Raw genomic sequence first — 15,228 nt, forward strand, 5'->3', positions numbered from 1 at the left:
GGTGGCCACGTGACCGGGAACTCCGGGCCCTTGGGCCGAATCCCGCGTGGTCCGAGGCCGTGCTCAGCGATCGCGTACGGCGGCCCAGACGGTTGGCGCTCGGCCGGGGGTCAGTCGAGGCCTGCCGCCCATTCCGTCAACTTCGCCTACGGATAACCGGACCAGCCAGAGCAGGCCGAACCGTCCCGCGATCCGGGCCATGGCCTGGTCGAAGACCGCCCGCCATCGGTCACGGTCCACGCTACGGCCTGCGGCCACCGCACGGTCTTCAGGAGTCCGTCACGACTCTCCGATGATCATGCGGTGGCCGTACCCGTTCCCGGCCGGGTGCCACACCGCGGTCACGAAGCCGGAATGGCGTATCAGGCCCCCGCCCGCACCTCCCGCTCGCCCTGCCAGGTGACCGACGTCAGCATGGACAGACCGCCGTGCGCCATGCCCTTGTAGGTCACCTTCCGGTCGGGGCCGATCTCGTGCGCGACACGTCTCGCCAGTTCCGTCCCCTCACGGAACAGCCGTTGCCACTCCTCGTCGTGTGTTCCCTCGTCCCGGTCCTGAACAGTGCGGTTCACCAGTCCGTCGATGTCCTTCGCCCACGCGTACAGACCGGAGACCAGGCCGTCGGACAGGGTCAGCGCGGCGGCGGGGTCGTCGGGGAAGAAGTCCCCGAATCCGTCGGCGCGCAGCGGACCGTACTGGTACTCGCCCTCGACCGTGAGGTCGACCGGGTGCGGTGGTGCGTCGTGGCTGTCCCGCTCCCAGTGCAGGCGGTCGCAGCCCCAGCACAGCCACTTCGCCGCCCTCCGGTGCTCGTCCCAGTAGCGCACGGTCCACGACGGCCCGAGGCGGGCGGCCAGTTGCCGAGCAGTCGTCAGGCCCTGCTTGACGTGCCTGCGCAGGTCCGGGCGGGAGGTGAATCCCCCTGGTGGGCGGGACGCCGACCAGGATCGCAGCGCCGCCGCCAGATCCGCCGGGAGGGACAGCCGGTCATCGTCCAGGGCGACGTGGCGGGTGAAGGCGCCGAGGTCCTGGTGGGCACCGGGGTCCTGCGGCTCGTACAGCGGAGACGTCTCGCCCCGGGCCTGCACGAGGATGTCCCGTGGTTCTTCGAGGGTCATGCGATGTTCGCTCCGATCACGTATCCGTTGTCGCCCACGCTAACGGCCACCCGCTGGGTCCTGCCCTGGAAGACGACCTCGAGAATCGGCCTTCCCGCTCCCTGGGTGCCGACCCTCGTGCCCTGGGTCAGAGCGGCCTTGACGAGGGCCGGCACGTCCTCGATCCGGACTCCCGCTTCCGCGAACTCTCCCGCGTGCCGGAACATGATGTGCGTCAGGCCGGCGTTGACGGTGCCCTTCTCCAGCCAGGCCAGGGGCACACCGGGCTTGGCGTACTCGATCACCCAGAGCGTGTCCGCCCGGTTGAACTTCACGCCCGCGTCCTTGAGCCTGTCGAGCAGCTTGGGGTCGAGCGTGCCACGGGCGATCCTGGCTCGTTCCGCTGTGGCAGTCGCGATGCGCAGGCCCATGCCCGCCGCGCTCGCGGCGTCGCCGACCTGGAGGGCGCCCTTCTCCCCATAGATCTTCTTCAGATCCGCGAGTACCCGCGCGGCGTTCTCACCGGTCTTGATGGCGTGTTCGGCCCGCACGGCGAGCTTGGCGGCCTCGGCGAGCTTCGTGGCGACCGAGGTCGGTACGAACATCGCGGCGGCCCAGGCGCACTTGGACTTCTCGCCGTGGTAGCAGCGGGCGACGTCACCGAGCACGAGCTCGTACAGGACGGCTCCGGCCTTCTCACCGAAGAGGTTCTGCCAACCGATCCGCGTGATGTCACCGAAACTGAAGTGGTGAGTCCAGGTCTGTTCCTGGTCCTCGAAGGTGTCCGTGTAGAGGAAGAGCGTGTCCGCCTTCGGGCAGCCTGCCTCAGTGGCGGGGACGTCGGGGTTGAGGCAGTAGTAGTAGCTGACCGTGACGTCGACGTACACCTCGTAGGTGACGGTGCAGCCCTGGGGAACGTAGTCGCACGGGTTCAGTTGCTTGGCCGGCTTCGACTCCGTCATCTTGTCAACGACGTAGAAGACGCGTTCGACTCCGGTTCCGGAACCTGCGGATACCTGCTGGTTGGCCTCCTTCCGCTCGGCCGATTCCGCGGCTTCCTGGGCTTCCTTGGCGTACCGTTCGGCGTCCTTGGCGGCCTGTTCGGCCTCGGTGGCCGCGGTGTCGGCGCGGTCGGCGGCGGCGCGGGCGTCCTTGGCCGCCTGCTCGGCCGTGGCCGCGGCTTCGCGGGCGGCGGCGGCGTCGAGGGCGGCCTGGTCGGCGGAGTCGCGGGCTTCCGTGGCGTAGCCCTCGGCGCGCCCGGCAGCCCGGTCGGCGGCCTCGGCGTCCTCGGTGGCCTTGCGGTCGTACTCGACGGTGCGGGCCAGCGAGGCCGAGGCCTTCGCAGCTGCCGCGGCGGCCTCGGCCGCGTAGCCCAGGGCCTCCTTGGCGTAGGTGCGGGCGTCCGCCGCGTGTCCGGCGGCGTTGGCGGCGTACTGGTAGGCGATCTTCGCGTCGCCCGTTGCCTGGTCGGCGGTGTTCTTCGCCGCTGCGGCCTCGGCCTGCGCGTTCTCGGCGTGGGCGTCGGCGACGGCCTTCTGCTGATCGGCGATCGACTTCGAAGCCTGCCCGGTCAGCACGACCAGGCTCGCGGCCGAGTCGGTCGTCGCGTAGGGCGAGCCGAGCTGGATCGCGTCGTTCGCCGGCTTGGCGACCTGGGCGGCGGCGTTGCCCGCGTCGACCGCTGCCTGCGCGGTGACATGGGCGAAGCCTGCCGCCTTTGCCGAAGCGACCCGGGCCTTGGCGGCTTCCTTGTGCGCTTCGTCGGCGTGCGACTTGGCGGTCCTGGCCAGCTTCTCCGCTTCCTCGGCCAGCTCGACGGCCGTCCTGGCTTCCTGGGAGGCGTGCTGTGAAGCCTTGATGGCGTCGGCGGCGGCGCTGGTCGCGGTCCGCACCGCTGCGTCGGCCTTCAGCTTGGCGGCCTGGGCGGCGTCCGCGTTCGCACGGGACCGCTTGGCGGCCGCTTCGGCGCGGGTGGCCGCGGCGTCCGCCTCGGCCGCCGCCTCGGTCGCGGCATCCGCCGCCGAGCGGGCCCGGCCCGCAGCCGCTTCGGCGTTGTCCGCGTGCCGGCCGGCCTCGTCGGCGGCGGCGCGGGCAGCGTCGGCCGCGTCGCCTGCGTCCAGTGAGTCGGCGTAGGCGCCCTTGGCATCGGCCTTGGCGCGGGCGGCGTCGGCCTTCTGCTCGGCGTCCCAGGCATCGTCCCGCTTCGCCTTGGCGCTGTTGCGGGCCGTGACCGCGTCGTCCCTGCGCGCGGAGGCGGTCGCCTCGGCTGCCTCGGCCTTCTCCTTGGCGTCCTGGGCGTTCGCCGCCTCGGTCTGCGCGGTCCGCTTGTGCTGCGCCGCTTCGGCCTGCTTGGCAGCGGCGGTCTCCTTCTCCGCCTTGGCCGTCTTCTCCTCGGCCTCCGCCGCCAGGCGCTTGGCGTGCGCGTCGGCAGCGGCGGCCTTCGCATCCCCCTCGGCCTCGAGGGCTTCGGCGAGCTTCGCCTCAGCCGTCTCCTTGTCCTTCTTGGCGTTGTCCCGGTGCTCCTTCGCCGCGTCCGCCGCGGCCTTCGCCTGCAACTCGGCCGTGTGTGCTGCCTCCTTGCGGAATTCCGCGTTGACCTGTGCGGTCTGCGCCAGCGCACGCTGCGCGATCGTCGCGCTGTCACCGGCCGAGGCACGGGTGGCCGCCTCGGCGGTCTCACCGGCCTTCACCATCGCCGTCAGCGCCGCCACGGATCCCTTGGTGACCTGCGCCTTCTGCTGACCGACCAGCAGACCACGCCCTCGCGGGGCACCGGCCGCGTCCGCGATCCCGTAAGCCGCCTGCTCAGCGGCGTCCGAGGTGGTGGCCGCCTTCCTGGCGTTCTCCAACTGGGTCCTGAGCGTGGCGACGTGCTTCTTCGCCGCCGCCTGGGCGTCGGTGACGGTCTTCCTCGCCTTGTCGAACTGCGCCTTCTCCGGGTACGACGGGCCGTCCGTGCCCTGATGCCCGGACGGCTTGATCAGGAACTTCTGCGTGCCGGCGTCCTTGCAGTCCCACAGCCGCGCGTCCGTGCTCTTGGCGAACGCGCTCAGATCCAGGCATTTGCCCGTGGACACACTCTTCAGCGGCGAGGACGCCCGGACATCGCCCGCCCAGGACTGGCCCTTGGACTTGTAGCAGTCCGAGATCTGGATCTTCGTGCCGTTCGCCGACGCGTTCCCCGCCACATCCAGGCACTTCTGCGAGCCGACGTTGCGAAGGTGGAGATCGCCCTCACCGCCTTCGAGCGTCCACTGCTGCGCCGCGCCGTTGTTGCAGGTGTAGAGCTGAACCGCCGTGCCGTTGGCCTTGCCGCCGCCCTGGACCTCCAGGCAGTTGCCCTTCGCGCCCGGGACCTCGATGGTCACATGGCTGTCACCGATCCACCCCAGCCCGCCGGCGGACCAGTAGTCCTGCCAGCGGGTGGAGTAGTCCGCGAGCCATGACTGGCCGAGGACCTGCCCCAGGGTGAACGTGCCGTCCTGCAACGCCTTCGTGGCGGAGGAGCCGGCGGCCAGGATCTGCTGCCGCTGCGAGGCCTGCGAGGTGAGCTCCTGCTGCCACTCGGCGGACGCCTGCGCCACCTCCTTGCCCAGAACCCGGTTCGGGTCGATCGGGTCGTGCCAGGCACAGGACGCGTAGCGCGCCTTCAGGTCCTCGACCGCGACGCGGAACTCCGGCGTGTCCGCTGCCGGGGCCGTACGGGGGAAACCACCGGACGCGAGGAAGACGCGAGCGTCGTCGGCGAACACCCGGGGAACGAACATCTGGTTCGGTTCGATCTTCCCGGAGTTCTTCTTCCACAGGGTCCACGCCTCCCGCTCCTCCGGCGTTCCCCCGGTGGTGTAGAGCGGGTCGCCGATCGCGAGTGCGGCGGCCTTCGTCTTGTCGTCGGCGGTGGGCGACGGGTCGTAGAACGGGGAGAACAGGTCGATCCCGTTGAAGTACGCCTGGTACAGCCAGGGAAGCAGCCCGGTCCTGTCGTAGATCTTGTTCGCGTCCCGCGGTGCGCCGGGGTAGGACTCCAGGCCGCTCACGGCGCCGGACCACGCGGTTCCCTGCTTCTGGACCTTGTCGAGCCACTGGTCGGCGCTCGCCCGGTCCGCGTTGAAGGCCTGGTGCAGCGGCGTCCCGTCGTTGAAGACGTCTCGTTCGAGCTTCTGGTGGAGCTGATCGGGCGGCAGCCCGATGGCGTTCTGCGCGAGGGCGGACACGTCCGGCCCGCCCATGCGCAGGGCTTCAGCGGCCACACACTGGTCTTCGCGCAGCCGTTCGGCCGCTTTGGCGTCGTAGCCGTCGTACGAGTCCCCCACCGGAGCCATGCGCTCTGAGGCATCCCGGGGGAGCACACCGGGCTGGGCGCCGAGGCCGCCGAGGACGGCCAGGGCAACGGCGGCCGTGACGGTGGAGGTGAACGCTGCGGATAATCGTGATTCGGGCTTGAACAACCCCGGTTTGAGGCGCAAGGAAGCATCCTTCGTAGCGAACATGGCGGGCGGGGGTGACCCGCCCGGGAACGGTGGCGATGCGCGTGGGTCGGCCCGCAGTCCCGCGCAGAGGCAGCGGGCGGCGGCGACCGAGGCGGCGTTCACAGTGAGCCGGTATCGCGGAAGGGCGATGCGTCCGGCGCGTCGAATGACATGTGCGCGTCACGACCTGACCAGATCCGTGCACGCAGCATTTACTTTAGCCGCAGGCCGACAGGGCCGGGAGTGACGACTCAGCCGCTCCGAGGAGAGCAGCCGCACCGGTTCTCATGGCGCAGCGCATGCAAATGCCAAGCTCATACCCGGCTTCGCATGTGTGGATCACGTGAAGAGGGAGTGCAGGAATAGTTGATTGTCCGCCACAAATTGGCCGGAAGTCGTGCACGCGCCGAGCGTCGCGGTCGCGCTCCACGGCATGCCGGCTCACCGACTCCGTGTCAGCTCTGCAGGGAGAATTGCGCCGGGGCCGCGCCGCCGTGGTGGCAGCCCTGAGCGAGCCGCCTCGATTCGGCCGACAGCCCTCCGACCCGCCACAGCCTTCGCCTCCCGCACACCGCCGGTGCCGTACAGCTCGGCCACCACCGGGCCGCCGCCCTCACCCCCCGCGCGGCGGCCGGGGAAAGAAGCCGCTCGTGCGCGCCCGGTAGTCGGCGTAGCCGGGGCGGTCGGCCATGTGGCGTTCCAGGAGGCGCTTTCCGCTGCCGTTGATCAGGAGGTAGCTCATCACCAGCGGGGAGACCAGGGTGAGCGCGGCGGCGGCCGGGGCGCCGCAGGCGAGCAGGTACAGGCCCCACCAGACAAGGAAGTCGCCGAAGTAGTTGGGGTGGCGGGTCCAGCTCCACAGGCCGCGGTCCATGATGCGTCCCCGGTTGGCCGGGTCGGCCTTGAAGCGGGCGAGCTGGAAGTCCCCGACGGCTTCGAAGACCAGGCCCAGCAGCCAGAGGGCCGCTCCGGCGGCGGCGAGGGCGTCCAGCGGGGTGGGAACGTATCCGGCCGCCTGGACGGGGAGGGAGACCAGCCAGACCAGCGCGCCCTGCGCCACATAGACGGTCCGGAAGGCGTAGGCGCCGCGGCTGCCGGGGGCCTTGGCGAGCAGCCGCTCGTAGCGCGGGTCCTCGCCGTGGCCGCGGCCGCGCCGGGCGATGTGCCCGGCGAGCCGCAGTCCCCACACCACGGTGAGCACGGTGACCAGCAGCCGTCGCCCGCCGTCGCCGTGCCCGGCCGACATGCCGTACGAGGCCAGGGCGACGGCCGCGAGGGCCACGCCCCAGGCCACGTCGACGATGCGGTGCACGCCCTTGGCGAGGGCGATGCCGAAGGTGGCGAGCATGACGGCGAGGGCCACGGCCGCCGAGACGGCGAGGCCGGTGCCGAACGCGGCCCAGGGGAAGCCGTTCACGGTCCGTTACCTCCGGGGTACCAGGCGCGCGGCGTGGCGGGCAGCTCGCTCACCCCCTCGGGCGAGGGGCGGACGGCCAGGATCTGGTCGACGCCCATCCGGCGCTCCTCGAAGGCCAGCGCGGCGCCGACCAGGTAGAGCCGCCACACCCGGGCGGTCTGCGGGCCGACCAGGGACAGGAACTCCGGCCACCGCTCCTCGAGCGTACGGTGCCAGGCGCCGATCGTGCGGACGTAGTGCTCCCGGAGGGCCTCCACGTTCCGTATTTCGAGGCCCGCGCCCTCCAGGAGGGAGACGGTCCCGCCGAGCGGGCGCATGTGCATGTCGGGGGCGATGTACGTCTCGATGAACGCGCCGCCGCCGGGGGCGTTCGCGCCGCGGGACATCTGCTGGACGAGCGCCCGGCCCCCCGGCCGGAGCATCCGGTGCAGGGTGCGGGCGAAGTGCGGGTACTCGGCGTCGCCGACGTGTTCGCCCATCTCGATCGTGGACACCGCGTCGTATCCGCCGCCCGCCAGATCCCGGTAGTCGCGGAGTTCGACCTCGGCGAACTCCTCCAGGCCGCGGGCCCGGATCTCCTGGCGCACATGGTCGCGCTGTTCGCGGGAGAGGGTGACGGCGGTGACCCGCACCTTGTGCTCCTGCGCGGCGTGCAGGGTGAGCGAGCCCCAGCCGCAGCCGATGTCCAGCAGCCGCATACCGGGCCCGAGCCCGAGCTTGCGGCAGATCAGCTCCAGCTTGTCGCGCTGGGCGTCGGCGGGCCCGTACTCGGGGTCCTCGCTGGTCCAGTAGCCGCAGGAGTAGGCCATGGTCTCGTCGAGGAGGAGCCGGTAGAAGTCGTTGGAGAGGTCGTAGTGGTGGCTGATGGCGGCGCGGTCGCGGGCCTTGCTGTGCAGGCTGCCGCTGAGGCCGGCCGGCGTGCCGGGGGCCGGCGGGCGCGGGCCGACGGCGCCGAGCCGCAGCGCGGTTCCGGCGGCCCGGGCGAGGTCGGCCGCGGAGAGCCGGGGCGCGTGCAGACCGCGTTCGCGGACCGCCCGCCAGACGGTGCGCAGGCCGTCGGCCAGGTCGCCCTCGATGTCGATCTCGCCGGCGATGTAGGCCTGGGCGAGGCCGAGTTCGCCGGGCTGCCAGAGCAGCCGGCGCAGGGCGCGCCGGGAGCGCAGGACCACCACGGGCGCGTCCCCGGGGCCGGCGGCGCTGCCGTCCCAGGCCCGCAGGCGTACGGGCAGCCGGCCGCCGAGGAACTGCTCCAGCAGCGGCGCGAGGTGGTGTGCGGCGCCGGTCATCGGGCGGTCTCCTCCTTCGTCAGCAGCAATTGCCGCACATCGAGATAGCGGGACCGGAAGCCCGCCTCCGAGTAGGCGAGGTAGAAGGTCCACATGCGGCGGAACGTGGCGTCGAAGCCGAGCGCGCCCACCTCGTCGGCGCGCTCGGTGAAGCGTTCCCGCCACAGGCGGAGGGTCTCGGCGTAGTGCGCTCCGTACGCCTCCGAGGCGGCCACCCGCAGCCGGGTGCGGCCGGCGGTGGCCTGCTCGATCGCCTCGGTCGAGGGCAGTTGGCCGCCGGGGAAGATGTACTTCCCGATCCAGGTGAACGTGGTGCGGGTGGCCAGCATCCGGTCGTGCGGCATGGTGATCGCCTGGAGGGCGGCCCGGCCGCCGGGGGCCAGGAGCCGGTCCAGGGCGGAGAAGTAGACCGGCCAGAACTCGGCGCCGACCGCCTCGATCATCTCCACGCTGACGACGGCGTCGTACTCCCCCTCGACCTCGCGGTAGTCGCGCAGCAGCACCGTGACCCGGTCGGCCAGACCGGCCTGTTCGATGCGGCGCACGGCGAGGTCGCGCTGTTCCGCGGAGAGCGTCACGGAGACGACCTCGGCGCCGCGGGCCGCCGCACGGAGGGCCAGCTCGCCCCAGCCGGTGCCGATCTCCAGAAGCCGGGTGCCGGCGCCGGCCCGCGCCAGGTCCAGCAGCCGGTCGATCTTGCGGTGCTGGGCGGCGGGCAGCAGGGACTGCTGGGCGGGGAAGCCGCGGAACACCGCCGAGGAGTACGTCATCGTCGGGTCGAGGAAGAGTGCGAAGAGGTCGTTCGACAGGTCGTAGTGGCGGTGGATGTTGCCGCGCGCGCCGTCGACGGTGTTGCGCTGGGCGGCGGGCCGCCGCCGGGCCCACAGCCCGCGCAGCCGCTGGAGGGGCTCGGGGATCAGGGTGGCGACGTGCTCGGCGACCGCGGACAGCACGCCCACCAGGTCGTCGGTCTCCCACTCCCCCGCCATGTAGGACTCGCCGAAGCCGATGGTGCCGGTGGTGCCGACGCGCCGGAAGAAGGCGTCCGGGTCGTGGATCTCCATCAGCGGGCCCCCGGCGCCGATCGTGTCGCCGTCGCCGAGGCGCACCCGGAGCGGCAGCCGGGCCAGGGCGCGGCGCACCAGCGCCTGCGCGGCGGCGGCGCGCGGCCGGGAGCACCGGGGCACGGCGGCGACGTCGGGCCACCGCTCCGGGTCCGCGGTGCGCACGGCGGGCGGGGCCGGGCGGACGGTCGGGGCGCCGCCGGGGGCGGAGGCGCCGGGCGCGGGGACGAGGACGGGGCTGCCGGGGGTTCCCGTGATGACGGGCGGCTTCGCGCCGGCGGGTGTACTGGTGTCAGGGGACGCGGACAGGCTCAATGCAGACCCTCCTGGGTTCGGTGACGAGGACGGGGCTGGACGGGCAGCCCCCGCAGGAACAGCCGGATGCCGTGCATCCGGATGCCCAGGGACACGGCGGCGGTGGACCAGGGGTGGCGGACGGCCGCGCGCAGCAGGCCGAGCGGGCCGGCGGGCCGGCGCCGTCCGCGGAGGGTGGCGGTGAAGGGCCGCTGTCCCTCGCGTTCCAGGTGCACCGTCAGGTCGAGGGCGTCGCCGGGCTCCGGGAGCCGCATCCGGTAGCCGCCGTCGACCGGGAAGAACGGCGAGACGTAGAACTCCTTGTCCACCCGGGCCTGGTGGCGGCCGTCGGTGCGGAGCAGGTAGCAGTGCCGTCCGCCGTAGGTGTTGTGGACCTCGGCGACGACGCAGACCGGGGCGCCGTCGCGGTCGTGGCACCAGTAGAGGGTCAGCGGGTTGAACACGTACCCGAGCACACGGGCGTGGCCGAGCATGAGGACCCGGCCGCCCGCCAGGTCGATGCCCTGCGCGGCCAGGTACCGGTCCAGCCCGGCGCGGATCGTGGGGGCGGTGCCGCCGAAGTGGTCACGGGGGTCGAAGCGGGCCAGCGGGCGCAGCGGCCGGGGCAGCCGCGGGAGCCGGTCGGGGTCGACGAGCCAGAGGTAGGTGCGGTGCCGGAAGGCGTAGCGCCGCGGCCGGGTGCGCACATGCGCCACCGTGCAGGCGTAGAGGGCGGGGGCGGTCGGCGGGGCCGGGGCGGTCACCAGGCCACCCCCAGGGCGCGGGCCGCCTCGACGCCGGAGCGGCAGCCGTCCTCGTGGAAGCCCCAGCCGTGGTAGGCGCCGGCGTAGGCGGTGACCGAGCCGCTGAGCCCGGGGAGCCGCCGCTGGGCGGCGACGGACTCCGGGGTGTAGACGGGGTGTTCGTAGACCATCCGGGCCAGGACGGCATCCTCGGCGACGCGGTCGGTGCCGTTGAGGGTGACGAGGTAGTCCTCGGGGGCGTCGAGCCGCTGGAGCCGGTTCATGTGGTAGCTGACCCGCACCGCGTCCGCGGAGGCGCCGCAGGAGGGCATCAGGTAGTTCCAGGAGGCGCGCGCCCCGGGGCTGCGGGGCAGCAGGGAGGCGTCGGTGTGCAGCAGGGTGGGGTTGCGGGAGTACCGGAAGGCGCCCAGCACCGCGCGCTCGTCGTCGGTGGGGTCGGCGAGCAGCCGGAGCGCCTGGTCGGGGTGGACGGCGATGACGACGGAGTCGTGGCGGTGGGTGTCGCCGTCCTCGGTGACGATCTCCACGCCGTCGGGGAGGCGGCGCACCGCCCGCACCGGGGTGGCCGTGCGGACGGCGGTGAGCTGCTTGGCGGCCCGGTCGACGTAAGCGCGCGAGCCGCCGGTCACGGTGCGCCAGGTCGGGGAGCCGGCGATGCCGAGCAGCCCGTGGTTGGCCAGGAAGCGGAAGAGGTAGCGGGCCGGGTAGCGCAGGGCGGTCTCGGAGCTGCAGGACCAGACGCAGGAGACCACGGGGGTCATGAAGTGGGCGGTGAAGTACGCGGAGAAACGGCCCTCGGCGAGGAAGTCGCCCAGGGTGCGGTCGTCGGGGCCGCCGCGGCCCCCGGTGGCGCTGTGATCCTCGGTGGCACTGTGATCCTCGGTGACGCCGCGGTCCTCGGTGCCGGTGTGGTCCTCGGTGCCGCCGCGGTCATCGGTGCCGGTGCCGTCCTCGGCGAGCAGCTTCCGGGCCCGGCGGTGGAACGCCGTGATCTCGGTGAGCATCCGCAGGTAGGAGGGGTGGACGGCGTTGCGGGGCCGGGCGAACAGGCCCCGCGGGCCGCGCGCCCCGGCGTACTCCAGGCCGCACCCCTCGCACCGCACCGACATGCTCATCTCGGACTCCTGGGTGGTCACCCCGAGTTCGCGGAAGAGGCGCAGCAGATGCGGATAGGTGCGTTCGTTGTGGACGATGAAGCCCGAGTCGACGCGGTGCACCCGGCCGTCGGAGGACGGGACGTCGTGGGTGTGGGCGTGCCCGCCGAGCCGGTCGTCGGCCTCGTACAGGGTCACCTCGTGCGAGCGGTGCAGCACGTGGGCCGCTGTCAGCCCGGCCACTCCGCCGCCCACCACGGCCGTCCGCCGCCGTTCCACCGCCATGCCGCTGTCCCTCCACACCTGCCGCGGGCCGATCCCTCGCAGCTCATTCGGTGTGGCGGGGGTCGCGGATTGGTCGGTTCCGCGATCTTTTTCAGCCCGGGGGCACGCTCACTCTTTCGAGTGAGGAGACCCATCCGTCCGACCGGTTCGCGACGAATGCGGGGCGTGAGCGACCACCGGCGGACGGGTGTCCTTCGGTGGGCTCGCTCCGGAAGGCGGCAGCGGGCCGTGACCGGCGCCCTCACCGGCGCAGGCTCCCCTCCATCGCGGCCGCTGCCGCGGCGGCTGTCTCGGGGGCGGTGGGCGCCATGGGTCGTGGCCCCGCCGCCCGAGGGACCGGGGCAGCCGCTTCCGGTGCCGCTGACGCCACCGTCGCGGTGGCGCGGACCGCGCCCTGCCCGGGCCTACCGCCGACGCCAGGCAGCGGACCGGCCGGACCGAGGGGCGGCCGAACCCGTCAGCCCGTGCCGCCAACCCCGTGCTCGGCGGCGATCTGCTCGATGCGGTGTGCCAGTTCGAGGTCCAGCTCCGTCACCTTGCCGCCCGCGCTGTGCGTGTTCACCGACGCCGTCAGCTTGTTGTAGCCGAGCGTCAGATCGGCGTGGTGGCCCAGGGCCTCCTGCACCCGGGCGATCTGCCCGACCATCGCCGCCGCGGCGAGATGTCCCCCGCAGGTGTAGGTCCGCTCGATCCGGTCCCCCTGCAGGGACCAGTCGGGCAGCTCCGCGAGGCCGTCCTGGATCTGTGCGCGCGTCAGCGGTTCGGGTGCCATGGGTGCTGCCCTCCGTGCTCGGTGCCCGGTCGCGGCCCCGGCGGGGTGCCGCACCTCCACCCTGCCACCGGACGGGGTCGGATTCGCGCCAATGTGCTCCCGGCGCGGGACTTCCCTTCCGGGTGACCCGGGAGGCTTCTATGCTCCGCCGGACGTTGCGGTTACCGGCGGTAGTAGGGGGCGGCATGCACCGTACGGGCAGGACCAGACGGACGTTCGTGGCGGGCGCCGCGGCGGCGGCCGGCAGCGCCGCCCTCCCGGCCGGGCAGGCGGCGGCAGCGCCCCGCGGGCCGCGCGCCGGGCGGACCGTCGCCGTGCTCGGCGGCGGTGTCGCCGGCCTGACCGCCGCCCATGAGCTGGCCGAACGCGGCTTCGCGGTCACCGTCCTGGAGAAGAAGGGCCTGGGCGGCAAGGCCCGCAGCATGGACGTGCCGGACAGCGCCCGGGGCGGCCGCAAGCCGCTGCCCGGCGAGCACGGCTTCCGCTTCATCCCGGGCTTCTACCGGAATCTGCCGGACACCCTGCGCCGCATCCCGTTCCCGGGCAACCGGAACGGCTGCCACGACAACCTCGTCGCCTCCACCGAGGTCATGCTGGCCCGGACCGGGCGCGAGGACATCCGGCTGCCCTTCTCGACCCTCGGCACGCCGCCCGGCCCGCTCTCCCCCGACGATCTGCTCCGCACCGTCACGGGGCTGCTCGTCACGGCCGCCAACCTGCCCGCCCACGAGGTCGCGTACTTCGCCAACCGGGTCCTCGTCTTCTTCACCAGCTGCGACAAGCGGCGGCTGGACGACTGGGAGCGCACCTCGTGGTGGTCGTTCCTGCGGGCCGCCCGGATGTCCGCGGACTACCAGCAGCTGCTGGCCATCGGCATCACCCGCAACATCGTCGCCACCAAGGCCGAGGTGGCCAGCACCCGGACGGTCGCCAACTGCTTCGAGGCGTTCTTCTTCAACATGCTGGGGCGGGCCTCGGACGGCGAACCCGACCGGGTCCTCAACGCCCCCACGAACGAGGCGTGGATCGACCCCTGGGTGGCCCATCTGCGGAGCCTGGGGGTCCGGTTCGAGGTCGGCGCGACCGTGCTGGACCTGCCGTACGCCGACGGCCGGGTCACCGGGGCCGTCGTCCGGGACGCGGACGGCACCCGGCGCACCGTCACCGCCGACCACTACGTGTGCGCCATGCCCGTCGAGCACGCCCGCACCGTCTGGGGCCGGGCGCTGCGGGCCGCCGACCCGCAGCTGGGGCGCGCGGACCGGCTGGAGACCGACTGGATGACCGGGATCCAGTTCTATCTGACCGAGCCGACCCCGGTGATCCACGGGCACATCAACCACCTCGACTCCCCCTGGTCCCTGACCTCCGTCGGCCAGGCGCAGTTCTGGAAGGGCCGGAACTTCCCCGCCGACTACGGGGACGGGCAGGTCCGCGACTGCCTGTCCGTCGACATCTCCGAGTGGAGCCGGCCCGGCGTCCTCTACGGCCGGACGGCCAAGCAGTGCACCCGGGAGGAGGTCGCCCGCGAGGTGTGGGCGCAGCTCAAGGCGGCGCTGAACGACACCGGGCGCACGGTGCTGCGGGACAGCGCGCTGCACTCCTGGTTCCTGGACCCGGCGGTGGACGGCATCGGCACGCCCGAACCGCGCAACGACGACCAGCTGCTCATCCACCCGACGGGCACCTGGTTCAACCGGCCGACCGCCCGCACCGCGGTGCCCAACCTCTTCCTCGCCGGGGACTACGTGGCCGTGGACATCGACCTGGCGACGATGGAGGGCGCGAACGCCGCGGCCCGGCAGGCCGTCAACGCCCTGCTGGACGCCTCCGGTTCAACGGCGCCGCGGTGCGCGGTCACCCCGCTCTACCGGGCACCGGAGTTCGACGCGCTCAAGCGGCACGACGAGTTCCGCTACGGCCTCGGGCTGCCGAACCTGTTCGACCTGGGGTGAGCCGGGGACGGCCATCCGGGCGGGGACGGTCATCCGGCCGGGAAGGGCCGTTGGGGCCAGGGGCGTCAGGCGGGTGCCTCGCAGGCGATCGCCGTGAGGACCACGCCCCGCTCGGCCAGCCACCGGCCCTCCAGCATCCGGACCGGCGCCCCGGCCACCTCCAGGCCGGGGACGAGGAGTTCCACGCCGAAGGTGCCGTCCCGGCGCAGTTCGACGAAGGCGTCCTCGAAGCCCAGCCAGCGCCGGGTGAGCGGGAACCACGTCTTGTACACGGACTCCTTGGCCGAGAAGATCAGCCGCTCCCAGTGGATGCCGGCGTCCTCCGCCGCCAGGGCGCGCAGCAGCTCGCGCTCGCCGGGGAGGGTGACGGAGTCCAGCACCCCGTCGGGCAGCGGGCCGGCCGGCTCGGCGTCGATCCCCAGGCTCACCACCTCGGTGTCCCGGGCGACCGCGCAGGCCCGGTACCCGTCGCAGTGCGTCATGCTGCCCACGACCCCCGCCGGCCAGCTCGGCGCGCCGCGCTCCCCCGGCACCAGCGGGACCGGGCCGTGGCCGAGCCCGGCCAGCGCCCGCCGCGCGCAGACCCGGACCGTGGTGAACTCCCGCCGCCGCTTGTCCACGGACCGGGCCACCGCCACCTCTTCCTCGGGGAAGAGCCGGGCCTCGCCGGCCGGTACGTCGTCGCCGAAGGACTCGGCGGTCACCGCGCGGGACGGCAGGAGCCTGCCCAT

General features: G+C 73.0%; 10 protein-coding genes. 1 reads left to right on the forward strand and 9 read right to left on the reverse strand.

Annotated features, from left to right (window positions below; genetic code table 11):
- Positions 1-362 precede the first annotated feature (362 nt).
- The 8 genes from AC3EQ1_RS08215 to AC3EQ1_RS08250 form a co-directional block, all read right to left on the reverse strand.
- Entirely contained in the window at positions 363-1,118 is a 756-nt protein-coding gene (locus tag AC3EQ1_RS08215) for a hypothetical protein (protein ID WP_432093626.1), read from the reverse strand.
- Complete coding sequence (locus AC3EQ1_RS08220) at positions 1,115-5,587, reverse strand: RICIN domain-containing protein (RefSeq protein WP_432093627.1); 4,473 nt, start codon at positions 5,585-5,587, stop codon at positions 1,115-1,117. Before AC3EQ1_RS08220 ends, AC3EQ1_RS08215 begins: the two co-directional genes overlap by 4 nt.
- A gap of 592 nt (positions 5,588-6,179) precedes the next feature.
- Entirely contained in the window at positions 6,180-6,983 is an 804-nt protein-coding gene (locus tag AC3EQ1_RS08225; protein ID WP_432093628.1) for a DUF1295 domain-containing protein, read from the reverse strand.
- Positions 6,980-8,269 (reverse strand): class I SAM-dependent methyltransferase, encoded by a 1,290-nt coding sequence (locus AC3EQ1_RS08230; RefSeq protein ID WP_432093629.1) that lies wholly within the window; start codon positions 8,267-8,269, stop codon positions 6,980-6,982. The genes AC3EQ1_RS08225 and AC3EQ1_RS08230 overlap by 4 nt, the downstream gene beginning before the upstream one ends.
- Positions 8,266-9,498 (reverse strand): class I SAM-dependent methyltransferase, encoded by a 1,233-nt coding sequence (locus AC3EQ1_RS08235; protein WP_432093663.1) that lies wholly within the window; start codon positions 9,496-9,498, stop codon positions 8,266-8,268. Before AC3EQ1_RS08235 ends, AC3EQ1_RS08230 begins: the two co-directional genes overlap by 4 nt.
- Before the next feature lie 146 nt (positions 9,499-9,644).
- A complete protein-coding gene (locus AC3EQ1_RS08240) occupies positions 9,645-10,391 on the reverse strand; it encodes a DUF1365 domain-containing protein (RefSeq protein ID WP_432093630.1) in 747 nt (248 codons plus the stop codon).
- Entirely contained in the window at positions 10,388-11,770 is a 1,383-nt protein-coding gene (locus AC3EQ1_RS08245) for an NAD(P)/FAD-dependent oxidoreductase (protein WP_432093631.1), read from the reverse strand. Before AC3EQ1_RS08245 ends, AC3EQ1_RS08240 begins: the two co-directional genes overlap by 4 nt.
- 457 nt (positions 11,771-12,227) lie before the next feature.
- Positions 12,228-12,542 (reverse strand): 4a-hydroxytetrahydrobiopterin dehydratase, encoded by a 315-nt coding sequence (locus AC3EQ1_RS08250; RefSeq protein WP_351505614.1) that lies wholly within the window; start codon positions 12,540-12,542, stop codon positions 12,228-12,230.
- Positions 12,543-12,727: 185 nt separating this feature from the next.
- On the opposite strand from AC3EQ1_RS08250, the gene AC3EQ1_RS08255 reads away from it, so the two are divergent.
- Entirely contained in the window at positions 12,728-14,497 is a 1,770-nt protein-coding gene (locus AC3EQ1_RS08255) for a hydroxysqualene dehydroxylase (RefSeq protein ID WP_432093632.1), read from the forward strand.
- A gap of 65 nt (positions 14,498-14,562) precedes the next feature.
- Here the strand turns inward: AC3EQ1_RS08255 and AC3EQ1_RS08260 are convergent, their stop codons facing one another.
- On the reverse strand, positions 14,563-15,228 hold the full coding sequence (locus AC3EQ1_RS08260) for a 4'-phosphopantetheinyl transferase family protein (protein WP_432093664.1): 666 nt from the start codon (positions 15,226-15,228) through the stop codon (positions 14,563-14,565).

The organism is Streptomyces sp. bgisy100 (genome assembly GCF_057709105.1).